At 59.8% G+C, this 25,257-nt stretch carries 23 protein-coding genes and 3 pseudogenes; 19 read left to right on the forward strand and 7 right to left on the reverse strand.

The window, feature by feature from the left end; translation table 11 throughout:
• The first annotated feature begins 178 nt into the window (after positions 1-178).
• Positions 179-661 (forward strand): YMGG-like glycine zipper-containing protein, encoded by a 483-nt coding sequence (locus AACV02_RS27670; RefSeq protein WP_106577421.1) that lies wholly within the window; start codon positions 179-181, stop codon positions 659-661.
• Between the two features lie 140 nt (positions 662-801).
• On the opposite strand, the gene AACV02_RS27675 is transcribed toward AACV02_RS27670, so the two are convergent.
• Both AACV02_RS27675 and AACV02_RS27680 read right to left on the reverse strand, forming a co-directional pair.
• Entirely contained in the window at positions 802-1,233 is a 432-nt protein-coding gene (locus AACV02_RS27675; protein WP_119738177.1) for an acyl-CoA thioesterase, read from the reverse strand.
• 21 nt (positions 1,234-1,254) lie between these two features.
• Positions 1,255-3,192, reverse strand: a complete 1,938-nt coding sequence (locus AACV02_RS27680) for a RecQ family ATP-dependent DNA helicase (RefSeq protein ID WP_119738179.1) — start codon at positions 3,190-3,192, stop codon at positions 1,255-1,257.
• 293 nt (positions 3,193-3,485) lie between these two features.
• On the opposite strand from AACV02_RS27680, the gene AACV02_RS27685 reads away from it, so the two are divergent.
• The 4 genes from AACV02_RS27685 to AACV02_RS27700 all read left to right on the forward strand — a co-directional run bounded on the left by AACV02_RS27685 (position 3,486) and on the right by AACV02_RS27700 (position 6,593).
• On the forward strand, positions 3,486-3,674 hold the full coding sequence (locus tag AACV02_RS27685; protein WP_106577418.1) for a YhfG family protein: 189 nt from the start codon (positions 3,486-3,488) through the stop codon (positions 3,672-3,674).
• Between the two features lie 193 nt (positions 3,675-3,867).
• Positions 3,868-4,170, forward strand: a complete 303-nt coding sequence (locus tag AACV02_RS27690; protein ID WP_119738181.1) for a hypothetical protein — start codon at positions 3,868-3,870, stop codon at positions 4,168-4,170.
• A 1,042-nt stretch (positions 4,171-5,212) separates the two neighbouring features.
• On the forward strand, positions 5,213-5,569 hold the full coding sequence (locus tag AACV02_RS27695; RefSeq protein WP_119738185.1) for a DUF1493 family protein: 357 nt from the start codon (positions 5,213-5,215) through the stop codon (positions 5,567-5,569).
• A 160-nt stretch (positions 5,570-5,729) separates the two neighbouring features.
• On the forward strand, positions 5,730-6,593 hold the full coding sequence (locus AACV02_RS27700; RefSeq protein WP_256680473.1) for a DMT family transporter: 864 nt from the start codon (positions 5,730-5,732) through the stop codon (positions 6,591-6,593).
• A gap of 57 nt (positions 6,594-6,650) precedes the next feature.
• Here AACV02_RS27700 and AACV02_RS27705 read toward each other — a convergent pair whose 3' ends face one another.
• Positions 6,651-8,192 (reverse strand): phosphoenolpyruvate carboxykinase, encoded by a 1,542-nt coding sequence (locus AACV02_RS27705; protein WP_119738189.1) that lies wholly within the window; start codon positions 8,190-8,192, stop codon positions 6,651-6,653.
• Between the two features lie 179 nt (positions 8,193-8,371).
• Positions 8,372-9,274, reverse strand: a complete 903-nt coding sequence (gene hslO, locus AACV02_RS27710) for an Hsp33 family molecular chaperone HslO (RefSeq protein WP_119738191.1) — start codon at positions 9,272-9,274, stop codon at positions 8,372-8,374.
• A 125-nt stretch (positions 9,275-9,399) separates the two neighbouring features.
• Between hslO and AACV02_RS27715 the strand changes: the two genes are divergently transcribed.
• Positions 9,400-10,203: a phosphatase PAP2 family protein gene (locus AACV02_RS27715; RefSeq protein WP_119738193.1), complete on the forward strand. Its 804-nt coding sequence runs from the start codon at positions 9,400-9,402 to the stop codon at positions 10,201-10,203.
• Between the two features lie 136 nt (positions 10,204-10,339).
• Here AACV02_RS27715 and AACV02_RS27720 read toward each other — a convergent pair whose 3' ends face one another.
• Positions 10,340-10,747, reverse strand: a complete 408-nt coding sequence (locus AACV02_RS27720) for an RNA-binding S4 domain-containing protein (protein ID WP_119738196.1) — start codon at positions 10,745-10,747, stop codon at positions 10,340-10,342.
• A gap of 116 nt (positions 10,748-10,863) precedes the next feature.
• Between AACV02_RS27720 and rimA the strand changes: the two genes are divergently transcribed.
• From rimA to rimK, 3 genes are read left to right on the forward strand one after another with little or no spacing between them, the layout of a single operon-like run.
• A complete protein-coding gene (gene rimA, locus AACV02_RS27725; RefSeq protein WP_106577409.1) occupies positions 10,864-11,643 on the forward strand; it encodes a S6 modification regulatory phosphodiesterase RimA in 780 nt (259 codons plus the stop codon).
• 13 nt (positions 11,644-11,656) lie between these two features.
• Positions 11,657-12,139 (forward strand): retropepsin-like aspartic endopeptidase RimB, encoded by a 483-nt coding sequence (rimB, locus tag AACV02_RS27730; protein ID WP_094950878.1) that lies wholly within the window; start codon positions 11,657-11,659, stop codon positions 12,137-12,139.
• Entirely contained in the window at positions 12,136-13,041 is a 906-nt protein-coding gene (gene rimK, locus AACV02_RS27735; RefSeq protein WP_025855543.1) for a 30S ribosomal protein S6--L-glutamate ligase, read from the forward strand. Before rimB ends, rimK begins: the two co-directional genes overlap by 4 nt.
• Before the next feature lie 138 nt (positions 13,042-13,179).
• On the opposite strand, the gene AACV02_RS27740 is transcribed toward rimK, so the two are convergent.
• Both AACV02_RS27740 and ompR read right to left on the reverse strand, forming a co-directional pair.
• A complete protein-coding gene (locus tag AACV02_RS27740; RefSeq protein WP_106577408.1) occupies positions 13,180-14,493 on the reverse strand; it encodes an ATP-binding protein in 1,314 nt (437 codons plus the stop codon).
• A 116-nt stretch (positions 14,494-14,609) separates the two neighbouring features.
• Positions 14,610-15,350, reverse strand: a complete 741-nt coding sequence (ompR, locus tag AACV02_RS27745) for an osmolarity response regulator transcription factor OmpR (RefSeq protein ID WP_053255745.1) — start codon at positions 15,348-15,350, stop codon at positions 14,610-14,612.
• A gap of 356 nt (positions 15,351-15,706) precedes the next feature.
• On the opposite strand from ompR, the gene AACV02_RS27750 reads away from it, so the two are divergent.
• From AACV02_RS27750 to AACV02_RS27805, 10 genes and pseudogenes are all read left to right on the forward strand, one after another.
• Positions 15,707-18,031 (forward strand): Tex family protein, encoded by a 2,325-nt coding sequence (locus AACV02_RS27750; RefSeq protein WP_119738198.1) that lies wholly within the window; start codon positions 15,707-15,709, stop codon positions 18,029-18,031.
• Positions 18,031-18,414, forward strand: coding sequence for a PaaI family thioesterase (locus tag AACV02_RS27755; protein WP_106577406.1), 384 nt, complete (start codon positions 18,031-18,033; stop codon positions 18,412-18,414). The genes AACV02_RS27750 and AACV02_RS27755 overlap by 1 nt, the downstream gene beginning before the upstream one ends.
• A 214-nt stretch (positions 18,415-18,628) precedes the next feature.
• Entirely contained in the window at positions 18,629-20,212 is a 1,584-nt protein-coding gene (gene gshA, locus AACV02_RS27760; RefSeq protein WP_119738200.1) for a glutamate--cysteine ligase, read from the forward strand.
• Positions 20,213-20,464: 252 nt separating this feature from the next.
• Positions 20,465-21,442 (forward strand): taurine ABC transporter substrate-binding protein, encoded by a 978-nt coding sequence (tauA, locus tag AACV02_RS27765; RefSeq protein WP_106577404.1) that lies wholly within the window; start codon positions 20,465-20,467, stop codon positions 21,440-21,442.
• A gap of 18 nt (positions 21,443-21,460) precedes the next feature.
• Positions 21,461-22,240, forward strand: a complete 780-nt coding sequence (gene tauB / locus AACV02_RS27770) for a taurine ABC transporter ATP-binding subunit (RefSeq protein WP_119738202.1) — start codon at positions 21,461-21,463, stop codon at positions 22,238-22,240.
• Entirely contained in the window at positions 22,237-23,073 is an 837-nt protein-coding gene (tauC, locus tag AACV02_RS27775) for a taurine ABC transporter permease TauC (protein ID WP_106577403.1), read from the forward strand. The genes tauB and tauC overlap by 4 nt, the downstream gene beginning before the upstream one ends.
• A gap of 11 nt (positions 23,074-23,084) precedes the next feature.
• Positions 23,085-23,921, forward strand: a complete 837-nt coding sequence (gene tauD / locus AACV02_RS27780) for a taurine dioxygenase (protein WP_119738204.1) — start codon at positions 23,085-23,087, stop codon at positions 23,919-23,921.
• A gap of 627 nt (positions 23,922-24,548) precedes the next feature.
• A pseudogene (locus AACV02_RS27790) lies at positions 24,549-24,623 on the forward strand (hypothetical protein); the annotation flags it as partial.
• Between the two features lie 131 nt (positions 24,624-24,754).
• A pseudogene (locus tag AACV02_RS27795) lies at positions 24,755-24,829 on the forward strand (hypothetical protein); the annotation flags it as partial.
• A gap of 340 nt (positions 24,830-25,169) precedes the next feature.
• Positions 25,170-25,241: pseudogene (locus AACV02_RS27805) on the forward strand (hypothetical protein); the annotation flags it as partial.
• Positions 25,242-25,257: the final 16 nt, after the last annotated feature.

Raw genomic sequence — 25,257 nt, forward strand, 5'->3', positions numbered from 1 at the left:
GCTTTTGCATAAAAGCGGCCGTTCCGAAGTAGCTAAAGACTCGCAAAACCCACTTAAGTTCCCCATACAAAACAGCAACTTAGAGAATTGTATACAACCTGTACCACTGGTCGGTTTTCGATTGTCAGCATCCCGATACAACCTCAGGATCGCGCCGTCATCCTCTTGGGGTCTCTCTATGAAGTTTTCCTCGATTCTCTTGTTGTCCCTTGGCCTGGTCAGTGGCGCAGCCATGGCCGGTGGCACCACCGAAGCCGGTGTGGGCGGCGCATTGGGCGGGGTTCTAGGTTCGGTTGTCGGCCAGCAGGTCGGCGGTAACACCGGTTCGGCCATCGGCGCAGCGCTGGGCGGCGCGGGCGGCAGTGCAGTCGGCGCTGACAAGCGCAGCCGTGGTGAAGCAGCCATTGGCGGCGCACTCGGCGCGGCAGGCGGCAACGTGGTGGGCCGCAGCATGGGTGGCAACACCGGCAGCCTGATCGGCGCAGCCGCAGGCGGCGGTGCAGGTGGTGCGCTGGGCAACTACATGGGCAACAAGAGCGATGACGACGACCGTCGCTATCGCGGTCGGGATAACCGTCGTTATGACCGTGATGACCATCGTGGCCGTGGCCATGCGTATGGGCATCGCAAGAACAAGCATCACTACCGTAATCATCGGTAAGGTCTAGAGACACTGCTGGACCAATGTGGGAGCGGGCTTGCCCGCGATAGCGTATTGTCGGAAGCGCATCCAACCCTGACGCACCGTTATCGCAGGCAAGCCAGCTCCCACATTGATTTTCGCTGATGACACAGGTTGTGTTACACCACCAACCGCTGCAACGCCTCGCGCAATCGCGCCGGAATCGTCACCGGCTGGTTCGACGCCCGGTCCACAAAGACATGCACAAAGCGCCCCGCCGCACAGGCATCCTCTTCGCCTGACTTGAACACCGCCAACTCATACTGCACCGAGCTGTTACCCAACTTGCCCACGCGCAGGCCAATTTCTATGCGATCGGGAAACGCGATCGACGCAAAGTAATCGCACGCCGAACTCACCACAAACCCCACCACTTCACCGTCGTGAATATCCAGCCCACCCTCTTCAATCAGGTAAGTATTCACCGCCGTGTCGAAGTAGCTGTAGTAGGTGACATTGTTCACGTGACCATACACATCGTTATCGTGCCAACGCGTGATGATCGGTTGGAAGTGACGGTAGTCAGCGCGTTGCGGCATAGAATCAGACATGTGCAGCTCTCATAAGTGGATTTACAGGTCGTTCAGATGGGCCTGGGCCCATTCACGCATCTCGGCGTAGGGATACGCCTCCAGCGCAGCGAAGCCCGGAATACCGCGCGCCTTCAACTTGGTAAACAGCGGCACGCTGATACCACCCAGGAATCGTGTCAACCGCTCCGCGCCCGGCAGTTGCCCGGTGTGCTCATGGTGCCTGTGGATAAAATCACCGCACAGTGCCATGAAGTTTTTATCCACAAGCGCTGGCAAACTCGGGGGTGGCGGTAGATGCGCCACATGGCCATGACATACCGAGCAATGCCCGCAGCGCAGCGGCGCGTTTTCATCGCCAAAGTAGTGGGCCAAACGCTGGCCCAGGCAATCCTCGGTGGCAAACAGATCGAGCATGGCATGGATCCGCGCCACCTCCGTCACCTCGTGCTGCTTGAAGCCTGTGTATAACTCCTCGCTCAACACCTGTGGATCGAACTCGGTGTGCAGCAAGCTGTAAACCTCCGTCATCTGCTTGCTTTCCAGCTCGATCAGGCCCTGCTCCTGGAAGTAATCGAGCGCTTTCACCACCCGGCTGCGCTCGGCATTGTGCTGTTGGTACAGCGCGTCGAAATCTACGGTCGCCCAGGTTCTGGCGCGACTGCATACCTGAATGATCGACGCGACAAACTGCTGGCGCTCGCCGGAAAAACGCGCCAGCAAGGCTTCGGGTTCGATCAGGTATTTGAAGCGGTACTCGGCGTAAAAAGCATAACGCGGCGCAATCACGCCCTTGAGCTCCAATTGCACCAGCAGCGTTTTCAATGGCAGCTCGCGGATGTTGCTGTGGTCCGACAGCGACCTCAACAAGAACTCCCACTGCCCCTCGCCGCGCGACGCCTGCAACTCCTCCAGCACACGGAGAATGCCCGCCCGCTCCGGCGTGTCGCCGTACACGAAATTTTCCAGCACATTGAGGCTGTCGCGGTTGGCCAGCACCAGGCAATCGGATGGCTGCCCGTCCCGCCCTGCACGGCCGATTTCCTGGCTGTAGTTCTCAATGGATTTAGGCAGGTCGAAGTGCACCACGTTGCGGATGTCACTTTTATCGATGCCCATGCCGAATGCGATGGTGGCGACGATGCAATTGGAGCGCCCACCCATAAAACGCTGCTGGATACCCTCGCGTTTGTCGTGGGGCAAACCGGCGTGATAAGCCTCGGCCTGAATGCCGTTGCGGTTCAGATGTTCTGCGATCTGCTCAGCGGTTTTCTGCAAGGTGACGTAGACGATACTCGGCTGATTGGCTCGCTCGCTCATCCATTCGACCAGGCGCCGACGTTTGTCATGCCCGCTCACCGGCTCCACCAGCAAGTTGAGATTGGGCCGGTAAAAGCCTGTGGTGATGACATCGTCCGGCGCAATGGCGAACTTCGCCTGCATGTCGGCAATCACCTTGGGCGTCGCCGTAGCCGTCAGCAGCAGTGCTTGTGGGATATTGAACTGACGCTGGTAGTCCGGCAGCTTCAAATAGTCCGGACGGAAGTTGTGGCCCCACTCGGAAATACAGTGCGCCTCATCCACCACCAACAGCGAGATCTGCACGCTTTGCAGAAAGTTACGGAAGCGCTCGTTCTTCAAGCGCTCCACGGAAATCATCAGAATTTTCAGCTCGCCTGAACGCGCACGGGCCATCACATCATTGGCGTCCTCGCGGCTCTGCGCCGAATCAATACTGCCGGCGCAAATGCCGTGGCGTTGCAGGAACCCCAGCTGGTCCTGCATCAACGCCAACAACGGCGACACCACCAGCGTCAGGTGCGGCAGCAGCACCGCCGACAGCTGATAACACAACGACTTGCCCGAGCCGGTGGGGAAAATAGCAGCGGCCGAACGACCGGCCAGTATGGCGCTGACCGCCTCTTCCTGGCCCAAACGAAACTGTGGATAACCAAAGACCTGTTGGAGGGTGTTGTGCATAAGCTGTCACTCCATTGACCGCTGAACGAGCGCAAAACATAGACCAGCGCGCTCAGCGAATCGAGAAAGGTCACAAGGAAAAAAGAGACAGGATGATACAGGGGTAGAGGATGGCCCAGGGCCGATGTGGGATGTTTCGCGCGGATTTGTCGGAGCACTAAGAACCAGATGTGGGAGCTGCATTTTAGATCCGCTCTACCTGCTGACTTAGCAGTTTTGCGTTTGATTTTATCCCGCCTGCGAACCGAAGCATTGCGCTACGAGCAAGCCTTGCGCCCCAAGAGTGCGCTGCAATGAGCGAACCGACGTTTGAGCAAAAACAGGATCACTACCGCAAGATCCGTCGCTCCAATTGGTTGGCCAGTCTGCGCCTGGAAAGATTCGACACCCAGCCGACCGATTTCGACAAACCTCTGCCGACCCGCGAAGCCGTGCTTGCCAAGTACCGCGCCGTCGCCTCCTATCCCACTGAGACTCACTGATCGTTCCTCACGCTCTGCGTGGGAACGATCCAAATGATTGAACCATATGTTTATTGCTCGAAATAACGCTGACTTCTAAGGCTCGCTCCGTCGCTATCAATACGGCGACCGAGCTTGGTCACTCGAACAACAGCAGAGATAAACGTGCCAATTTTTTTGGCGTATTTCTTTGATTTTTTCGGAGTGCCCTTTTATGACAACGCTCAATGTCCCTACCAATCGCTATCGCCTCCTACGCACCAACTTCACCGACACCCACCCTCTCGTCATCGATACCGAAGCTACCGCCGAAGCCATCCAGTCCGCCGGACACCAGCGCATCCGCGCTGCCACCGACTTACTGGAAACTTTCACCTGCCTGACCTTCGAACACGCCGACCTCAAAGATATCTCTCACATCATCAATGCCCTATATCTGCTGGTGCAGGATGGCTGTGATCTGATGGAAGCTGCGCAGCACGTTCAACTGCAACCGGCAGTCGAAATACAGCCATAACCCATCCAACCACTGAGCTAAACCTGTGGGAGCGGGCTTGCCCGCGATGGCGGCATGTCAGGCAATATTTCCATACCTGACACACCACCATCGCGGACAAGCCCGGGTCCCACATTGGGTGGGTGTTACCAAAAAATCACTGTCAAACCGCAAATGCCGGAAAGCTCTGTGGGAAGCAGACAAAGACGATGTAGCCCTCTTCCCAAACTGCTTAAAACAGCTATCTCACCCTCTACATAACCTCCCTTCACATGACCGAAACTAGTGACCTCTCCACTGTCCCGGCAAAAACCCGTGAATATCGAAAGGACTCAATACATCGGCCACTATGGCGTCACCTTCACAATGATTCGCCTCACTGTTGTGCCTGACAGTCGGCATGCCTTGGCTAAGCTGTGCCTGCTTGAAGCGAAAACAGCTGCGCGGAAAGTGCGTGATCAGATACGCAGCTTGTACGAGAAAATGTTGGCCCGAGATTTACCCTGCGAGAGAGCAGTCGCGATTTCCCAACCGCTGAGACGGAGCCAGGCCGACCGGTTAAACGATCAAAATGTGTTCATCAAACAAATAATTTCCGGTGCGATTAAAGCCCCGGGGATAGCTATATCTACGGTAACGGCTGGCTTAGTTGGCGATACGATTTCCGGCAAGCTTCGCAGGTATCACGCAGGTGACATCATCATCGGATTGGACGCAAATGTGAGAGGAGGAATCGGGCCTCAGCGGTCAACACTCTCAATGCATGTCTACTCAGACGAGTCTTGACCACATGGACCTTTACCTTCAATCCGCGATTTTTCTCCTTATCTATATGGTGGTGCATTACCAGATCACCGACCCCACGCTTAGAAAGCGCTTCGCCATCACCTGTCTCACCACAGGTCTCACTTTGACGTTCCTGCTACCCTACGTAGCGGTGATCCTCAGAATGTCATTCCTACCGGTCTTCATATTCTTGTTAGGGTTGCTACTCTTCATCACCCGAAACACATTCCGCCGACAATGCAACCATCCCCCTCACCCACTTCTGCGTGCTCCCACCATGAACCTGGCCCCCAACTTCCCCGAAGACCCCGTCATGCGGCAGCTCCTGCAATTGCTGCACGAAGAAATCGGCCTGCCGAAGCACAAGACCCTTCGCCTTGAAACCTCGCTCAACTTCGACCTTGGCTGCGACCGCGCCGAGGCCAAGCAATTTATGGAAGCGCTGGAGCAGGATTTTGCAGTCGATCTGGGCGACTACGATGCCTACCGTTACTTCCAACCGCCGGTGTTCGATGTGTTCCTCAAACGCCGCGCCAAAGGCCGAGGCGACAAAGTGCCGCTGACCATCGGCATGCTCTACCTGGCCATCAAAACGCATAGCTGGGATACCCAGACCCTGGAAAACCTCAGTTGATCTGAACGACACTGAGGATCAAATGTGGGAGCGGGCTTGCTCGCGAATGTGGTGTGTCAGGTAGAGTATCGCTCACTGATCCACCGCATGCGCGGGCAAGCCCGCTCCCACATTGGCGATGCGCTAACCTGGCGAATTGCCTACCTACCAAGGACCGTACATGGACGTATTAATGGGCCTGCTGGCCGCCCTGCTCTGGGGTGGCACGGACTTTCTTGTGGGTCTCAATGCCCGGGCTGTCGGCGTTAAACGCGCGGTGTACTTCGGCCAGGCCCTCGGTTTCCTGATCATGACTCTGCTGCTGGTCACCTTCCCGGCGTACCTGTTCAAATCCCTGAATAGCCCGTTGAGCGTCTGGCTCCTGGGCATCGCGGCCGCGCTGCTCACCGTCTCCGGTGCCCTCGCGCTGTCCAAGGCTTTCGCCCTGGGCAAAGCGGCCATCGTCGCGCCGCTGGTGACGTCGTACGGCGTGGTCACTACGCTGCTGTCCTGGGCCAGTGGTGAGCACATCAGCCTGATCCAACTTGGCTGCATCGGCGTGTGTGTCGTCGGCGTGATCCTCTCCAGCATCCACAAGGACAACGGCGTTCCGCACAACCACCCACGCCTGTCCATTGCCTACGCCATGCTCGCTGCCTTGCTGTATGGCACCAGCTTCTGGCTGCAAGGTCGCTACACGCTGCCGGCACTGGGACCGATCACCATGTTGTGGCTGGGTTACCTGGTAGGCCTGTGCGTGCTGGTGGTGATGGTATTGAAGATCAAGGACGGGCTGAAAATCCCACCGCTGAAAAACTGCGCGACATTGACCGGTGCGAGCTTGATGAACCTCGGGGGTTTCTCGGCGTTTTCGTGGGGGGCGATGGCGGGGTCGGTTTCGGTGGTGACGGTGATCAGTACATTGTCGGGTGGGATTGCGGCAGTGCTGGGATATGTGTTTTTCAAGGAGCGGTTGTCGGCGGTGCAAGTGTTGGGCGTTGCATTAGTGCTGGCCGGCGCAGTAGTTTTGCACATCGCCGACTAACCTTTCGCGCATAAAAAAACCGCCCACTGGGGGCGGTTTTTTAACAGCTTTTGAACCTTACAACTTCGGCCCGGCCGCCTTGATCGCATCGCTCACTTCAAACTTCTTGAAGTTCTCGATGAACAGACCCGCCAGCGCTTTCGCCGCTTCGTCGTAGGCAGCTTTGTCAGCCCAGGTGTTACGTGGGTTCAACAGGCCAGTCTCAACGCCCGGTACGGCCAATGGCACGTCGAGGTTGATGGTGTCCAGGTGTTCGGTCTCGGCACCGATCAACGCGCCGCTCTGGATCGCTGCGATCACGCCGCGAGTGGTCGGGATGTTGAAGCGTTTGCCGACGCCGTAGCCGCCGCCGGTCCAGCCGGTGTTGACCAGGTAGACCTTGGAGCCGAAGCCGCGCACGCGCTTGATCAGCAGTTCTGCGTATTCGCCGGCCGGGCGTGGGAAGAACGGCGCGCCGAAGCAGGTGGAGAAGGTCGACTTGATGCCGCTGCCCGAACCCATTTCGGTCGAGCCCACCAGCGCGGTGTAGCCGGACAGGAAGTGGTAGGCCGCTTGTTCTTCGCTGAGGATCGACACAGGCGGCAGCACGCCGGTCAGGTCGCAGGTCAGGAAGATTACCGCGTTTGGCTCACCGCCCAGGTTTTTCTCGGAACGCTTGGCAACGTGCTCCAGCGGGTACGCGGCGCGGCTGTTCTGGGTCAGGCTGACGTTGGTGTAGTCGGCGTGCTTGGCATCGTCGATCACCACGTTTTCGAGCACGGTGCCGTGCTTGATGGCTTTCCAGATAACCGGCTCGTTCTTCTCGGAGAGGTCGATGCACTTGGCATAGCAACCGCCTTCGATGTTGAACACCACGCCTTCGCCCCAGCCGTGTTCGTCGTCACCGATCAGGTAACGGCTTTCGTCGGCGGACAGGGTGGTTTTACCAGTGCCCGACAGACCGAAGAACAGGGTCACGTCGCCTTCTTCGCCGATGTTGGCGGCGCAGTGCATTGGCAACACATCAGCAGCCGGCAGCAGGAAGTTCTGCACCGAGAACATGGCTTTTTTCATTTCACCGGCGTAACGCATGCCGGCGATCAGGACTTTTTTCTGTGCGAAGTTGAGGATCACGCAACCGTCGGAGTTAGTGCCGTCACGCTCTGGCACGCATTCGAAATTGGCCACGTTAAGCACTTGCCACTCATCACGGCCGGCCGGGTTGTACTGAGCCGGGTTGATGAACAGGCAACGACCGAACAGGTTCTGCCAGGCAGTCTGGGTAGTCATTTTCACGGCCAGGTAGTGGTCTTCTGCAGCCCCTACGTGAACGTGGGAAACGAAATGCTCTTGCGCGTTGTTGAATGCTTCTACGCGGCTCCACAGCGCATCGAACTTGTCGGCTGGGAACTTGCGGTTGATCGGGCCCCAGGCGATGGCGTCCTGGGTGGAAGGCTCTTCAACGATGAAGCGGTCGACCGGAGAACGACCGGTGCGGTGACCGGTTTCTACGACCAGCGCGCCAGTATCGGCAAGCACGCCTTCACCGCGCTGCAGGGCTTCTTTGACCAGATCGTCAACACTCAGATCGGTGTATACGGCGTTATTGGCTTGCGTCATGAGGTTCCCCGTCGGCCTATGGCCGAGTGCTCCAAACGTTTTGTAGTAGAAAGTTGCGCACTACTACCGCGAAAAAAGTGGGCCGGATTATGCCAGAAAAGCCCAAAAAGAGTAGGGCCCTCCCGTCAGAACTGCGCTAATCCGGCGTTCGTCAGGTGATTTACCTGTGCTTAAACGTTTTAGTGGCGGGTGTCGGAAGGGGTGTCGATGCCTGCGCCGGCGAACAATTGGGCTACATCGGCCGCGTCGAACAGGTAACGCTGGTTGCAGAACTGGCAGTCGATCTCGATATTGCCACCGTGTTCCACCACCAGGTCCTGCGCATCTTCCAGGCCCAGGCTGACCAAGGCATTCGCCGAGCGTTCACGCGAGCAGCTGCAACGGAAGCGCAGGCCCTGTTCGTCGAACAGGCGCACGGCCTCTTCGTGGTACAGGCGATGCAGAATGGTTTCGTTATCCAGGCCCAGCAGCTCTTCAGCGGTCAGGGTGCCCGCCAGGGCGGTCAGCTTGCGCCAGCTGTCAGTGCGCTCGTCGTCGTCCTTGATGCGGTCGGCCGGCAGTTGTTGCAGCAGCAGGCCACGGGCGCGCTTGCCGTCGGCATTCAGCCAGAACTTGGTGCCGACCTGCTGAGACATCACGAAATAGTTGGTGAAGCAGTCCGACAAGGTTTCGCCGTCGAGATCGACGATGCCCTGGTAGCGCTGGCCTTCCGTCGGGTCGACGGTGATCGCCAATACGCCGTTGGCCATCAAGTCGGACAGCGTGGCGTCCGGCGCGATCAGGTCGGCGTCGTAACGGGCCAGGCCACGAATTTCGCGCTCGCTGGAGCACTCGATCATCAGCATCGGCACCGGGCCTTCGGAACGCGCCTGCAAAATCAGCAAACCGTCGAACTTCATGGTGCCCACCAGCAGCGATGCCGCCGCCATCAGTTCACCGAGCAACTGCGCAACCGGCTCCGGATAGGGATGCTTGGCGAGGACTTCGGCATAGCTGCGCTCCAGCGAGACCAGTTCGCCGCGGGCATCGTTCTCGTCGAAGATGAAGCGTTGGGTGAAGTCGGTATCCGGTAGATCAGTCATAGGTCTGGGTATCTGAATTGATGACAAAATGATTACAAGGTTTATAAAATTAAACGCTTTAGCACCATATTGGTGCGGCTTTCTCCTGGAAACGGAGGGCTAAATAGAGCGAAGAGGAACAGTTTATGAACAATCCGGGTTTGTTCCAAGCCAAGTGGAACCTCCGGCGATGGGCTCTGTGCAATCTACTCGCTATCGGACTGCTGTGTTTTTGGCTGTGGCCCACGGGCCAGATGCTGTGTGTGATTTTCGACGAATGGCTGTTTCACCTGCTCAATGACCCGCTGGCGAGCCATTCGACATGGCTGCATGTGTGGGCCGTGGCCAGTTTGCGGCCATTTGACGCGGTGGTCGGCGTGATCTTGCTGACGCTGTTGATTCGCGGAGATTGGGTGTTCAAGGCGATTGAAGTGCGCCAGGCATTCTTCGGCTTTTTCGGGATTCTGCTGCTGTTGCTGTTCATCCGCATGCTGTTTTCCAAACTCGCAGCGCAGATGGGCTGGCAGCACAGCAGCCCGTCGATGGTGATCAGCGGGGCGATTCATATGAGTGACTACTTCCCTGGGCTGGAAAAAACCTGGGAGCTGAAGGACCGTTCGAGCCAGAGCTTCCCGGGCGATCATGCATCGGTATTGCTGATCTGGGGCATGTTCATGACGGTGTTTGCCAAGCGCATCGGCCAGGTGCTGGTGATTTGGGGCTTGGCGCTGTTGTTCATGATGCCGCGGCTGGTGGCAGGCGCCCACTGGGGGCAAGACGATTATATCGGCGGGGTATTGCTGGCGCTGTTGGCGCTGGGCTGGGGGTATTACACGCCGTTTGCGGCGAAGGTGTCGAATGGGTTGCTGCGACTGACGGCGCCGATCTTCGGTTTGCTCGGTAAGCTGCCGGTGATCGGGCGGTTGAGCGTCATACGCACCGCGGCGTAACGCCACAGGCTTATTGTGAGAGCGGGCTTGCTCGCGAAAGCGCAGTGTCAGGTTAAGCATTTTTCACTGACCCACCGCCTTCGCGAGCAAGCCCGCTCCCACATTTGGGTCTGCGTATTGCTGGAGATTTGCGCCATCACTCGTCATTACCACTGCCGCGAAACTTGAACAAATCGCGACGCTGCTTCTTGCTCGGCTTGCCATCGGTAGTCATACCGGTAGCCCCGGCCTTGCGCATGGCGGCCGCATTTTCGCGTTTGGCGATACTGGCCTCGGTTTCGGTGTACAACGCCTGCGCTTCGGGCGCGCCGCGGCGCACAACGGATAAGGCTTGCACCACGACAGTCTTTTCATCAAATCCTGCCCGAATCTGTAGCTCATCACCGACGCGCGGCTCCTTGCCCGGCTTGCAGCGTTCGCCGCGATGGTGCACTTTGCCGCTTTCGATAGCGGCCTTCGCCAGGGCGCGGGTTTTAAAGAAGCGCGCTGCCCACAGCCACTTGTCCAAACGGACTTTTTCTTCCTCTTCCTGCTTTTGAGCCACTTGAATTCCTCGCTCTGAAAAATGTCGCAACTTTACCGTTGAAGCCCTTCGACGCATAAACCCCAACGCTCACCTAAGATACGCCAGGCACCACCCTGTTTTCGCGAGGATACGCTGTGACCGACTTCCCCATTTCACTCACCTCGCCAAACCAGCGTTGCGTGGGTTGCCAGCAAAGCGAACCCCTGGGTTTCGATTTCGCATTCGCCTATCAGCCTATCGTAGATCTTCGGGACCATTCGATCTTCGCCCACGAGGCGTTGGTGCGAGGCCCGCAAGGCGAAGGTGCGCTGTCGGTGCTGGGCCAGGTCAACTCAAGCAACCGTTACCGCTTTGACCAGCGGTGTCGTACCCAAGCGATTGCCGGGGCCGCTGCCTTGGGTATGCAAACCCATCTTTCGATCAATTTCATGCCCAATGCGGTTTACCGGCCCGAGCTGTGTATTCGCAGCACCCTGGAGGCGGCCCGCGCGCACAACTTTCCGCTGAACCAGCTGATTTTTGAAACGCTGGAAAGCGAGCACGTAGATAACTATCGCCATTTGACCAATATTCTGCGTGAATACCGCGAATTCGGGTTCAAGACCGCCATCGACGATTTCGGTGCCGGCTATTCGGGGCTGAACCTGCTGGCCGATTTCCAACCTGACCTGATCAAACTCGACATGGCGCTGATTCGCGATGTCGACCAGGATCGTGTCCGTCAGGTAATCGTCCAGGGGATTGTCACAATCTGTGAGCAGTTGGGCGTTACTGTCATTGCCGAAGGCATCGAAAGTGCCGGCGAGCGCGACTTCCTGTCCGACTGCGGAATATTTCTGATGCAGGGTTACTGGTTCGCCAGGCCTGCATTCAAAGCCCTGGCCGAGGTTTCACCACAGGCCTGGGCGAACTGATCGGTTACCCATATTGAAGACATTTGACCATTTGACCGTTGTGGGTCTGCGTGAGTGGGTGGCACTTCCCGACTTGGGAGTGGCTGGCCTGCGCGCAAAGATCGACACCGGTGCCAGTACCTCGAGCCTGCACGCCACCGATATCGAGCCATTTGAGCGCGACGGTGAGAAGTGGGTGCGTTTTACCGCCCACCTGGGCAGCGTGGTGCAACTGCGTCATCGCCGCTGTGAGGCGCCGGTGGTAACGATGAAAACCATCAAGAGCTCCAACGGCCATGCGCAGGTGCGCTATGTGATCAGCACCACCCTCGCGCTGGGTGATCGGGTGTGGCGAGTGGAATTCACTCTCGCCTGTCGCAAGGCCATGCGTTACCGCCTGTTGCTGGGCTCCAAGGCGCTGATTGACGGCCACTTGGTGGTCAGTCCAGGCGTCAAGTACGTTCAAGACAAGCCGGTGTTCCCGGTCTCTACTATTTCTGCCCCAGGTGCTGCATGAAGATTGCTGTGCTGTCGCGAAACCCGCGTCTGTATTCCACCCGCCGTCTGGTCGAGGCCGGCACCGAACGTGGCCACGAAATGGTGGTGATCGACACGTTGCGTGCCTATATGAACATTGCAAGCCACAAGCCGCAGATCCATTACCGGGGCAAACCGCTGGAAGGCTTTGATGCAGTGATCCCGCGTATCGGTGCCTCGGTGACGTTTTATGGCTGCGCGGTGTTGCGCCAGTTTGAAATGATGGGCGTATTCCCCCTCAACGAATCGGTAGCCATTGCCCGCTCACGCGACAAACTGCGCTCATTGCAATTGCTCTCGCGGCGCGGTATCGGCCTGCCGGTGACCGGCTTTGCCCACTCCCCCGATGACATTCCCGACCTGATCGACATGGTCAACGGCGCACCGCTGGTGATCAAAGTGCTGGAAGGCACCCAAGGCATCGGCGTAGTGCTGTGCGAAACCGCGACCGCTGCTGAATCGGTGATCGAGGCATTCATGGGCCTCAAGCAGAACATCATGGTGCAGGAATACATCAAGGAAGCTGGCGGTGCGGACATCCGCTGCTTCGTGGTGGGTGACAAGGTAATTGCGGCAATGAAACGCCAGGCCAAGCCGGGGGAATTCCGCTCCAACCTGCACCGTGGCGGCAGTGCCAGCCTGATCAAGATCACCCCGGAAGAACGCATGACCGCGCTGCGGGCAGCCAAAGTGATGGGGCTGGCGGTAGCGGGTGTGGATATCCTGCGGTCAAACCATGGGCCGTTGGTGATGGAAGTGAACTCATCGCCGGGTCTGGAAGGGATTGAGACCACTACCGGGAAGGATGTAGCGGGGATCATCATTCAGCATTTGGAAAAGAATGGTGGGCCGAATATGACGCGGACCAAGGGTAAGGGCTGAACACGCTCAGTTTCAAACACCACAAAACACTGTGGGAGCGGGCTTGCTCGCGAAGGCGTCGGGTCAGTCAATACATCTGTCGACTGACACACTGCCTTCGCGAGCAAGCCCGCTCCCACATTTGATTTCTGTTGTGTGTCAGACCGCGTCTCTAGGCAACATCAGGCCAAGCGGCAACCGCACTCGCGCTTCCAGACCACCCTCCTCCCGGTTACGCAGCTCGACATTGCCGCCATGCATCGAGGCAATCCGCCGCACAATCGCCAACCCCAAGCCCGTGCCCTTGCCGCCCCGGGCACGGTCACCACGGGTGAACGGATTGAAGATGCCTTCCAGCTCTGCCGGGTCGATCCCCGTGCCGCGGTCCATCACACTCAACACCACATAAGGCGCAGTGCTGTCGCCGGACACATACGCCGCCACTTCCACATCGGAACCGGCATGGTGCAAGGCGTTGCCAATGAGGTTGTTGAGCAGGCGCTTCATCGATACCCGACGCAACGCAAACGGCTGAATAGGCTCCAGGCGCATGCGTACCTGTTCGCCGTTCTGGTTGTAGGGCGCCACCACCTCACGCACCAGGTCCGTCAGGTCGACTTCCTCGACCACCTCGTCGCGGCCATCGCGGATAAACGCCAGGAACTGGTCGAGAATCGCGTCCATGTCCTCGATGTCACGCACCATGTCATCCGTGAGGTCGTTGTGGTTGCCCATCAACTCCAGGGACAACCGCAACCGTGTCAACGGTGTGCGCAGGTCGTGGGACACGCCCGCCAGCATCAGCTCGCGTTCGCGGCCGGCCTGTTCAACGTCTTCCGCCATCTGGTTGAAGGCGCCGTACACTTCGGTCATCTCGCTGGGCGTATCGCTGACCGGCAGGCGCACACTGCGCCCCTGCCCCAGTTGGCGCGCGGCAAAGACCAGGCGTTTGAGTGGCTGGTTGAGCTGGCGCACGAAAATCCAGGCGGACGCCGTTGAAAGCAAGCCAATCGCCAGGAACCAGCCCAGCACGTTCCAGATCTTCTGTCCCCGCAACGGGTGCGGGTACAGCGGCACTTTGATCCACGCGTCGCCCAGGCTCGGCGCCCTCACCCACAGCGCAGGCGAAACATGCATGCGCAATCGCACCTCGGTGTCGTCCCCCAGCTCAGCCTGCATCTGGCGCTGATAAATCTCGCTGTAAGGCCAATGCTGCTCGCCTTCAGGTACACCGGCGCCGTCGACTCGAATCAGCGTCGATGCCTTGGCGACCTTTTCACGGTTTTCGGGATCGACGGCCCAATAGGCACGAAGCGTCAGGGCGACGCCGTGGCTGTACTGCCGATCCACCAGCACGTCTTCGTTCATCAACAGATAAACCAGCGTCAGTGCCTTGGAAAACAGAACGACGATCAGCACCAGCCAAAGGGTGCGTGAAAAGAAACTTTGCGGGAACCACAACGGGGTTTTCATAGGAAACGGCTGGACACCTTGCAGAAACGAGCGGCGCTCGCAGAATTGCAGACGCCGGGCATCCCGTTGACTCTCATGGAGTCAAACGCCGGATGCCCGCGCCTGCAAATCATCGGTCACTTGGTTGCGGTGCCATCCGGCACGAACACATAACCCACACCCCACACCGTCTGGATATAGCGCGGCTTGGACGGGTCCGGCTCGATCATGCGGCGCAGACGGGAAATCTGCACGTCGATGGAGCGCTCCAATGCATCCCACTCCCGGCCACGGGCCAGGTTCATCAGTTTGTCGCGCGTCAGCGGCTGGCGAGCGTTCATCACCAGCGCCTTGAGCACGGCGAACTCACCGGTGGTCAGCATGTGCACTTCTTCGCCACGCTTGAGCTCACGGGTGGCCAGCGACAGTTCATAGTCGCCAAAGGTGACGCTTTCGTCTTCGCTGCCTGGCGCGCCGGGTACCGGGGCTGCCTGACGGCGCAACACGGCTTTGACCCGGGCCATCAGCTCGTCCGGGTTGAACGGCTTGGCCAGGTAATCATCAGCGCCCAGCTCAAGGCCCTTGATGCGGCTCAACTCATCACCCTTGGCGGTAAGCATGATGATGGGGATCTGGTTGTTCGCACCGCGCAGGCGTTTGCAGGCGGTGAGGCCGTCTTCGCCGGGCAGCATCAGGTCGAGTACGACCAGATTGAACACTTCGCGCCCCAACAGGCGGTCCATCTGCTCGGTGTTTGGCACCGCGCGGGCACGGTAGCCCTTGGAGTTGAAAAAACGCTCCAGCAGGCTGCTCAGCCCCGGGTCGTCATCAACGATGAGAATTTTTTCGCCTTCAGCAGTTTGTGCAGTGCTGCTCATTAGATGCTCCTCTTATCTCGGCGCGCATTATGGCGTAGCTGCCGTTATACGCACCGTGTGCATTGTTAGCAGATTTTTCCTCTACCGCCAGCGAACCCGCCCCCTGCAACCTTCGGCGCAATCCCCCCCAGCTGCAGAACGCTGGTTATAATGCGCCGCCTTTGCGCTGAGCAATGTCAGACTTTACTGCTTGCTGCCTCGCTATTTTTTACCGCGATGGGCAGCAATTTTCCGATTTCGAGGGTCAACAGGCTGCCTTTTGACCCAGGTAGCGGCGCCAGTCGGGCCGCTCAACCAGCCTTGCAACGCCTTGTTTTCCGGGCGTGCGAGCTGCTTTCAGAATTTCAGGTGGTTTTATGGACAGCATCAACAGCCGCATCGCCGAGGAACTCGGCGTACGCCCACAACAGGTCGAAGCGGCCGTCGCTCTACTGGATGAAGGCTCCACGGTGCCTTTCATCGCCCGTTACCGTAAAGAAGTGACCGGCAGCCTCGACGACATCCAGCTGCGGCACCTGGAAGAGCGCTTGCGCTACCTGCGAGAACTCGACGAACGGCGCATCAGCATCCTCGCCAGCATTGAGGAACAAGGCAAGCTGACCCCGCAACTGGAACGCGACATCAAGCTCGCCGACACCAAAACCCGCCTCGAAGACCTTTACCTGCCGTACAAACAGAAGCGCCGCACCAAGGGCCAGATCGCCCTGGAAGCCGGCCTGGGCGACCTGGCGGACGGCTTGTTCAACGACCCGTCGCTGACCCCGGAAACCGAAGCCGCGCGCTTCATCAACGCCGAAAAAGGCGTCGCCGACGTCAAGGCGGCCCTCGAAGGCGCCAAGTACATCCTCATGGAGCGTTTCGCCGAAGACGCCAACTTGCTGGAAAAACTGCGTAACTACCTGAAACAGGAAGCCACCCTCAGCGCCCGCGTCATCGCCGGCAAAGAAGAGGAAGGCGCCAAGTTCCGCGACTATTTCGAGCACGACGAACCGCTCAAGAGCATGCCGTCGCACCGCGCACTGGCCATTTTCCGCGGCCGCAACGAAGGCATTCTCAGCTCCGCGCTGAAGGTCGGCGACGAGCTGCCGGGCACCATGCACCCGTGCGAAGGCATGATCGGTCAGCAATTCGGCATCCAGAATCAGAACCGCCCGGCGGACAAGTGGCTCGGTGAAGTCGTGCGCTGGACCTGGAAGGTCAAGCTCTACACCCACCTGGAAACCGACCTGCTCGGTGAGCTGCGCGACGGCGCCGAAACCGAAGCGATCAATGTTTTCGCCCACAACCTGCACGACCTGCTGCTGGCCGCCCCGGCCGGCCCGCGCGCGACTCTGGGCCTCGACCCGGGCCTGCGCACCGGCTGCAAAGTGGCCGTGGTCGACGCCACGGGCAAGCTGCTGGACCACGCCACCGTGTATCCACATGTGCCGCACAACAAGTGGGACCAGACCCTCGCCATCCTGGCTGCCCTGTGCGCCAAGCACGCCGTGGACCTGATCGCCATCGGCAACGGCACCGCCAGCCGTGAAACCGACAAGCTGGCCGCCGAGCTGATCAAAAAATACCCAGCCATGAAGATGACCAAAGTCATGGTTTCCGAGGCCGGCGCGTCGGTGTACTCAGCGTCGGAACTGGCCTCCAAGGAATTCCCGGACCTCGACGTATCGATCCGTGGCGCCGTCTCCATTGCTCGCCGCCTGCAAGACCCGCTGGCCGAGCTGGTGAAGATCGACCCTAAATCCATCGGTGTCGGCCAGTACCAGCACGATGTTTCGCAGCTGAAACTGGCACGCGGTCTGGATGCGGTGGTGGAAGACTGCGTGAACAAGGTCGGCGTGGATGTGAACACTGCCTCGGTCGCGCTGCTGGCCCGTATTTCCGGCCTCAACTCAACGCTGGCGCAGAACATCGTCACCCACCGCGACGAGAACGGCGCGTTCAAAACCCGCGCGGCGCTGAAAAAGGTCGCACGCCTGGGCGAAAAAACCTTTGAACAGGCCGCCGGCTTCCTACGCGTAATGAACGGCGACAACCCGCTGGACGCTTCGGCGGTTCACCCGGAAGCCTACCCGCTGGTACAGCGCATTGCTGCCGAGACCGACCGCGACATCCGCTCGCTGATCGGCGATGCCGCGTTCCTCAAGCGCCTGGATCCAAAGAAGTACACCGACGAAACCTTCGGCGTGCCGACCATCACCGACATTCTGCAAGAGCTGGAAAAACCTGGCCGTGACCCGCGTCCCGAGTTCAAGACCGCCGAGTTCCAGGACGGCGTCGAAGACCTCAAGGACCTGCAACTGGGCATGATCCTCGAAGGCGTGGTCACCAACGTGACCAACTTCGGCGCGTTCGTGGATATCGGCGTGCATCAGGACGGTTTGGTGCATATCTCCGCGCTTTCGGAGAAGTTCATCAAAGACCCTCGCGAAGCGGTGAAAGCCGGTGACGTGGTCAAGGTCAAGGTCATGGAAGTCGACATTCCACGCAAACGCGTTGGCCTGTCGATGCGCATGAGCGACACCCCCGGCGAGAAAATCGACGGCGCCCGTGGCGCTCGCCCAGGCTCGGCGCCACGCCAGTCGCAGAACAACGCACCGCGCAAGGAAACTGCCACCGCAGCGCCAAGTAATAACGCCATGGCGTCGCTGTTTGCCAATGCCAAACAGTTGAAGAAACGCTGATGCAAATCCCGGCCGGTTTGACCCAGAGCGCGTTCAGCGAGCTGATCGGCTGTCGCCTGCAACGCCTGGACGAGGGCGTTGCCGAGGTGGCCCTGACCCTGGAGCCGCAGCTGCGCAACCGTGCAGGCAAGCTCCACGGCGGGGCGATTTTCAGCCTGGTGGACATCACCATGGGGCTGGCCTGTTCCAGCGCCCATGGTTTCGACCAGCAGAGCGCGACCATCGAATGCAAAATCAACTATATCCGTGCCGTGTCCGATGGCGACGTGCTGTGCACCAGCCGTGTTATCCACGCGGGTCGGCGCACATTGGTGGTCGAAGCGGAGGTGTATCAGGACGACAAACTGGTCGCAAAAGCACAAGGCACATTCGCTGTCCTATAGCTCCCCGCCCTCGATTTGAGTTAATTTCGGCGCTGCGACAACAGCGTCGGAATTTTCTTGCTGCGCTATAGCCCAATTCATGGAGTGAAGTAGGCTTTTTCAAAGCGGGTCAAATCGACTCAAAACCAGGCGATAACGCCAGTTTTAACTTCACCCTTGTAGACCGTCCTGCCCACCCCCATATTGGGGCGACTGACGCGTGAAGGAATCCAACTTGAGCGAACTTCTCAACCGCCGCCTGGCCTTGCTCGGCAAGCGCGAACACCTCTCCCTGCTAGAGCAGTGCTTGCACGGCATCGAGCGCGAATGCCTACGCGTCACCGGTGAGGGTCGCCTGGCACAAACGCCGCACCCCGAAGCCCTGGGCGCCGCGTTGACCAACGAATTGATTACCACCGACTACTCGGAATCGTTGCTGGAGTTTATTACCCCAGCCCTGCCCAACCCGGCCGATACCCTGAGCAGCCTGGACAAGATCCATCGCTTTGCCTACAGCAAACTCGGCAACGAGTACCTGTGGAGCCCTTCGATGCCGTGCCCGCTGCCGGCTGAGGAAGATATTCCGATTGCCTACTACGGCACCTCCAATATCGGTCAGCTCAAGTACGTTTACCGCAAGGGCCTGGCCCTGCGTTACGGCAAGACCATGCAGTGCATCGCCGGCATTCACTACAACTTTTCCCTGCCGGAGCAGTTGTGGCCCTTGCTCAAGGAGACTGAAGGTTTCGTCGGTACCGACCGCGACTACCAGTCCACGGCCTACATTGCATTGATCCGTAACTTCCGCCGCTACAGCTGGCTGCTGATGTACCTGTTCGGCGCCTCGCCGGCCCTGGACGCAGGTTTCCTGCGCGGTCGCTCGCACCAGTTGGAAGTGCTGGACGCCGACACGCTTTACCTGCCGTACGCCACCAGCTTGCGCATGAGCGACCTGGGTTACCAGAGCAACGCCCAGGCCGGCCTCACGCCGTGCTACAACGACCTGGCCAGCTACACCGACAGCCTGCGCGAAGCGGTGGCAACGCCCTACGCGCCTTATGTCGAAGTTGGCACCCATAAGGACGGAGAGTGGGTTCAGCTCAACACCAACATCCTGCAGATCGAAAACGAGTACTACTCCAACATTCGCCCCAAGCGCGTGACCTACACCGGCGAGCGCCCCATCCAGGCGCTGATGGCCCGTGGCATCCAGTACATCGAAGTGCGTTGCCTGGACATCAACCCGTTCCTGCCCTTGGGCATTGACTTGCCGGAGTCGCGCTTCCTCGACGCATTCCTGCTGTATTGCGCACTGAACGACAGCCCGCTGTTCGCCAACAACGAGTGCGGCAATGCCACCTCCAACTTCCTCAGCGTGGTCAAGGAAGGCCGCCGTCCGGGCCTGCAGTTGCAGCGTCAGGGCCAGCCTGTGGACATGAAGGAATGGGCCACCGAGCTGCTGGAGCACATTGCGCCGTTGGCAGCGTTGCTGGATCAGAGCCATGGCATGACCGAGCACAGCGAGGCGCTGGACGCTCAGCTGGCGAAGGTCAAGGATCCGTCCCTTACGCCATCAGCCCAGGTGCTGGCGGCGATGGCCGAACGCAAGGAGAGCTTTGCGCAGTTCTCGCTGCACCAGAGCGAGGTGCACGCCGAGCATTTCCGTAAAGAGCCGCTGCCGGCCGAAGATCAGGCGCGCTTTGAAGAACTGGCGCGCACGTCGCTGGCGCAACAGGCGGAACTGGAGCAGAACGAGGTCGGCGACTTCGATGTGTTCGTCGGGTCGTACCAGGCGAGCATCCTGGCAATCAGTAACTAACTGAAGCCGAACCCGGCTCGAAATGTGGGAGGGGGCTTGCCCCCGATAGCAAAGTGTCAGCCCCCCATCAGTGACTGATCCGCCGCCATCGGGGGCAAGCCTCCTCCCACATTTTTGCCCTCATCAAGCTCAAGATTTGCTTCAACCCTTCTTCACATAAGCTAATTCGAAAACGTTATTTATTTTCGGGTTCTTAGATCATTTAGTCTCCTCACACGCCGACCCTCGGCCGCCTGATTGAGGAGCTTCCCCTTGAAACTGCTTACCCCTCTGCGCCTCTTGGCCGCATTGTCCCTGGCCGGTGCCAGCCTGTTTGCCCAGGCGGCAGATGTCACCATCGCTTATCAAACCACCGTGGACCCGGCGAAAGTCGCCCAGGCCGACGGCGCGTACGAAAAAGCCACTAACGCCAAGATCGATTGGCGCAAATTCGACAATGGCGCCGACATCATCGCTGCCATCGCCTCCGGCGACGTGCAGATCGGCTACCTCGGTTCCAGCCCGCTGACCGCTGCCGTGACCCGTAAAGTCCCAGTGGAAACCTTCCTCGTCGCCACCCAGATCGGCGGCGCCGAAGCCTTGGTGGCGCGTAACGGTTCTGGGATCAACAGCCCTCAGGACCTGATCGGCAAAAAGATCGCCGTGCCGTTCGTGTCCACCGGCCACTACAGCCTGTTGGCCGCGCTGAAGCACTGGAACATCGACCCTTCGAAGGTGACCATCCTCAACCTCGCGCCGCCGGCCATCATCGCCGCCTGGAAGCGCGGTGACATCGACGCCACCTACGTGTGGGACCCCGCCCTGGGCGTGGCCAAGGAAAACGGCAAGGTGCTGATCACCTCCGGCGAACTGGCCAAGTTCGGCGCGCCGACCTTCGATGCGTGGATCGTGCGCAAAGACTTCGCCGAGAAGCACCCGGAAATCGTCACCGCCTTCGCCAAAGTCACGCTGGACGCCTACGCCGCGTACCGCAAAGACCCACAAGCGTGGCTCGCCGACACAGGCAACGTCGACAAGCTGGTCAAGCTTTCCGGCGCCAAGGCCAGTGACATCCCGCTGCTGCTGCAAGGCAACGTCTACCCGCTGGCCGCTGATCAGGTGACCCTGCTGGGCGCCCCAACCACCAAGGCTGTGACCGACACCGCCGCGTTTCTCAAGGAGCAAGGCAAGGTCGACGCCGTGCTGCCGGACTACGCCCCTTACGTCAGCGCCAAGTTCATCACTAACTGATTCAAGGAGTTCATTGCGATGGCCTTGCTACAACTGGAGCGCATCAGCGCACAGTACCCAGGCGCCACAGAACCGGTACTGTCTGATATTTCACTGGACCTTGGGCCCCAGCAATTGCTGGTAGCTCTCGGCCCGTCCGGCAGTGGCAAGACCTCGCTGTTGAACCTGATTGCCGGTTTCGTCGAACCCTCTGCCGGGCGCATCACCCTCGATGGCGTGCCGGTCAAAGGCCCCAGCGCCGAGCGCGGCGTAGTGTTCCAGGACGACGCCCTGCTGCCCTGGCAGGACGTGCTGGCCAACGTCGGCTTCGGCCTCGAACTGGCTGGCGTGCCCAAGGCACAACGCGAAGTACGCGCCCGGGAAATGCTTGCGCTGGTCGACCTAGCCGGCTTCGACAGGCGCCGTATCTGGCAACTCTCCGGCGGCCAGAAACAGCGCGTGGGCCTGGCCCGCGCGCTGGCGGCCGACCCGCGTGTGCTGCTGATGGACGAACCCTTTGGCGCCCTCGATGCCTTCACCCGCGAACAGATGCAGGAGTTGCTGCTGCAAGTCTGGCGGCGCACGGCCAAGCCGGTGTTCCTGATCACCCATGACATCGAAGAGGCGGTGTTCCTCGCCACCGATTTGATCCTGTTGGCGCCTAACCCGGGCCAGATCGTCGAGCGCCTGCACCTGGACTTCGGCCAGCGCTACGCCGCCGGTGAATCGGCGCGCGCGATCAAGTCCGACCCGCGCTTTATCGAAACCCGCGAGCACGTGCTGGGCAAAGTGTTCTCGCAACGGCAGGTGTCCGCATGAGCAGTTACGAACTCCCCGCCACCGCCGCCAAGCCGGTGGCTCACGCCGTTATTCCGGTGCGTCGCAGCCTGAGCACACGCTGGATCAGCGTGCTCACTTTGGTTGCCTTGTTGGCACTCTGGTGGGCGGTGACTGCCACCGGTTTGATCGAACCGCTGTTCCTGCCGCCACCGTCCGCCGTGCTGCAAAAAGGCTGGCTGCTGGCGACCACCGGCTACATGGATTCCACCTTGTGGCAGCACTTGGGTGCGAGCCTGCAGCGCATTGGCCTGGGTCTGGGTTTTGCGGTGCTGACCGCCGTGCCGGTGGGCATTGCCATCGGTGCCAACCGTATCGCGCGCGGCATACTCGACCCGCTGATTGAGTTCTACCGGCCGATTCCACCGCTGGCTTATCTGCCACTGATCGTGATCTGGTGCGGCATCGGCGAGCTGTCCAAGGTGCTGCTGATTTATCTCGCGATCTTCGCGCCTATCGCCATCGCCACTGCCACCGGCGTGCGCACCGTCGACCCGGCCAAGCTGCGGGCCGCGCAATCGTTGGGCGCCACCCGTGCCCAATTGATTCGCCACGTGATCCTGCCCAGCGCCCTGCCCGACATCCTCACCGGTGTGCGCATCGGCCTGGGCGTAGGCTGGTCGACCTTGGTTGCGGCCGAGTTGATCGCCGCCACCAGCGGCCTGGGTTTTATGGTGCAGTCGGCGGCGCAGTTCCTGGTCACCGATGTGGTGGTGCTGGGGATTCTGGTGATCGCCCTGATCGCTTTCGCCATGGAAATGGGCCTGCGTGCCCTGCAGCGTAAATGGGTGCCCTGGCATGGCCAGGCACATTGAGTGAGAAGAGCATGAGCAGCCTGACCGTTACGCCTTTAAGCACCGCCCTGGGCGCCCAGATCAGTGGCGTCGATATCACCCAGCCGCTGAACCTGGAACAGCGCGACGCCATTGAGCAGGCGTTGCTCACCCACTCGGTGCTGTTCTTCCGTGGCCAAGCCGTTACCCCGCAGCAACAGGCGCGGTTCGCGGCAAATTTTGGCGACCTGCACATCCACCCGATTTACCCCAACGTGCCGGAGCAGCCCGAAGTGCTGATCCTGGATACCGCCGTGACCGACGTGCGTGACAACGCCGTGTGGCACACCGACGTGACCTTCCTGCCCACTCCGGCCCTCGGCGCGGTGCTCAGCGCCAAGCTGCTGCCGGCGTTTGGTGGCGACACGTTGTGGGCCAGTGGCATTGCGGCGTATGAAGCGCTGTCTGAGCCATTCAAGCGCCTGCTCGATGGCCTGACGGCGACTCATGACTTCACCAAGTCCTTCCCGCTGGAGCGCTTTGGCAACACCGCCGAAGACCTGGCGCGCTGGGAAGAAACCCGCAAGAAAAACCCGCCGCTGTCGCACCCGGTAGTGCGCACGCACCCGGTGAGTGGGCGCAAGTCGCTGTTTGTCAGCGATGGGTTTACCACCAGGATCAATGAGCTGGAGCCGGCTGAAAGCGAAGCCATTCTCAAGCTGTTGTTTGCTCATGCGACACGGCCAGAGTTCACCATCCGCTGGCGCTGGCAGGAGAACGACGTGGCCTTCTGGGACAACCGCGTGACCCAGCATTACGCGGTCGATGACTACCGGCCACAACGGCGAGTGATGCACCGCGCGACAATTCTGGGCGACGTGCCCTTTTAAGCCAGGCACAACCTTCATCGACTGACCCACCGCCATCGCGGGCAAGCCCGGCTCCCACAGTGATCGAGTCGTAGCGAATACATTTGCCACGCTGAAGAGCAAAAATGTGGGAGGGGGCTTGCCCCCGATAGCTCTGGGCCAGTCAACGGGTCACGTGACTGCCACCGCCATCGGGGGCAAGCCCCCTCCCACACTGACCCGGTGCTATCAGGTTATTCAGCGGTCGATCATTACGGCCACAGCGGCGACTGATGCACCGCGCGACGATTCTTGGGGACGTGCCGTTCTGGTCGCCACACTGCACATAAAATGTGGGAGGGGGCTTGCCCCCGATAGCTTTGGGTCAGTCAACGGGTCACGTGACTGCCACCGCCATCGGGGGCAAGCCCCCTCCCACATTGACCCGGTGCTATCAGATTATTCAGCGGTCGATGACTACCGGCCACAATGGCGAGTGATGCACCGCGCGCTGACTCTTGGGGATGTGCCGTTCTAGTCGCCACACTGCACATAAAATGTGGGAGGGGGCTTGCCCCCGATAGCTCTGGGTCAGTCAACGGGTCACGTGACTGCCACCGCCATCGGGGGCAAGCCCCCTCCCACATTGACCCGGTGCTATCAAGTTATTCAGCGGTCGATGACTACCGGCCACAACGGCGAGTGATGCACCGCGCGACGATTCTTGGGGATGTGCCGTTCTAGTCGCCACACTGCACATAAAATGTGGGAGGGGGCTTGCCCCCGATAGCTCTGGGCCAGTCAACGGGTCACGTGACTGCCACCGCCATCGGGGGCAAGCCCCCTCCCACATTGACCCGGTGCTATCAAGTTATTCAGCGGTCGATCACTACCGGCCACAACGGCGAGTGATGCACCGCGCGACGATTCTTGGGGACGTGCCGTTCTAGTCGCCACACTGCACATAACATGTGGGAGGGGGCTTGCCCCCGATAGCTCTGGGTCAGTCAACGGGTCACGTGACTGCCACCGCCATCGGGGGCAAGCCCCCTCCCACATTGACCCGGTGCTATCAGGTTATTCAGCGGTCGATCACTACCGGCCACAACGGCGAGTGATGCACCGCGCGACGATTCTTGGGGACGTGCCGTTCTAGTCGCCACACTGCACATAACATGTGGGAGGGGGCTTGCCCCCGATAGCTCTGGGTCAGTCAACGGGTCACGTGACTGCCACCGCCATCGGGGGCAAGCCCCCTCCCACATCGACCCGGTGCTATCAGGTTATTCAGGGGTAGATGACTACCGGCCACAACGGCGAGTGATGCACCGCGCGACGATTCTTGGGGACGTGCCGTTCTAGTCGCCACACTGCACAT

The organism is Pseudomonas sp. Larv2_ips (genome assembly GCF_963879675.1).
GTDB lineage: Bacteria > Pseudomonadota > Gammaproteobacteria > Pseudomonadales > Pseudomonadaceae > Aquipseudomonas.

Coding starts and splice junctions, on each gene's coding strand:
- AACV02_RS27670 (WP_106577421.1), top strand. CDS start 179: ATGAAGTTTTCCTCGATTCTCTTGTTGTCCCTTGGCCTGGTCAGTGGC.
- AACV02_RS27675 (WP_119738177.1), bottom strand. CDS start 1,233: ATGTCTGATTCTATGCCGCAACGCGCTGACTACCGTCACTTCCAACCG.
- AACV02_RS27680 (WP_119738179.1), bottom strand. CDS start 3,192: ATGCACAACACCCTCCAACAGGTCTTTGGTTATCCACAGTTTCGTTTG.
- AACV02_RS27685 (WP_106577418.1), top strand. CDS start 3,486: ATGAGCGAACCGACGTTTGAGCAAAAACAGGATCACTACCGCAAGATC.
- AACV02_RS27690 (WP_119738181.1), top strand. CDS start 3,868: ATGACAACGCTCAATGTCCCTACCAATCGCTATCGCCTCCTACGCACC.
- AACV02_RS27695 (WP_119738185.1), top strand. CDS start 5,213: ATGAACCTGGCCCCCAACTTCCCCGAAGACCCCGTCATGCGGCAGCTC.
- AACV02_RS27700 (WP_256680473.1), top strand. CDS start 5,730: ATGGACGTATTAATGGGCCTGCTGGCCGCCCTGCTCTGGGGTGGCACG.
- AACV02_RS27705 (WP_119738189.1), bottom strand. CDS start 8,192: ATGACGCAAGCCAATAACGCCGTATACACCGATCTGAGTGTTGACGAT.
- hslO (WP_119738191.1), bottom strand. CDS start 9,274: ATGACTGATCTACCGGATACCGACTTCACCCAACGCTTCATCTTCGAC.
- AACV02_RS27715 (WP_119738193.1), top strand. CDS start 9,400: ATGAACAATCCGGGTTTGTTCCAAGCCAAGTGGAACCTCCGGCGATGG.
- rimK (WP_025855543.1), top strand. CDS start 12,136: ATGAAGATTGCTGTGCTGTCGCGAAACCCGCGTCTGTATTCCACCCGC.
- AACV02_RS27740 (WP_106577408.1), bottom strand. CDS start 14,493: ATGAAAACCCCGTTGTGGTTCCCGCAAAGTTTCTTTTCACGCACCCTT.
- ompR (WP_053255745.1), bottom strand. CDS start 15,350: ATGAGCAGCACTGCACAAACTGCTGAAGGCGAAAAAATTCTCATCGTT.
- AACV02_RS27750 (WP_119738198.1), top strand. CDS start 15,707: ATGGACAGCATCAACAGCCGCATCGCCGAGGAACTCGGCGTACGCCCA.
- AACV02_RS27755 (WP_106577406.1), top strand. CDS start 18,031: ATGCAAATCCCGGCCGGTTTGACCCAGAGCGCGTTCAGCGAGCTGATC.
- tauB (WP_119738202.1), top strand. CDS start 21,461: ATGGCCTTGCTACAACTGGAGCGCATCAGCGCACAGTACCCAGGCGCC.
- tauC (WP_106577403.1), top strand. CDS start 22,237: ATGAGCAGTTACGAACTCCCCGCCACCGCCGCCAAGCCGGTGGCTCAC.
- tauD (WP_119738204.1), top strand. CDS start 23,085: ATGAGCAGCCTGACCGTTACGCCTTTAAGCACCGCCCTGGGCGCCCAG.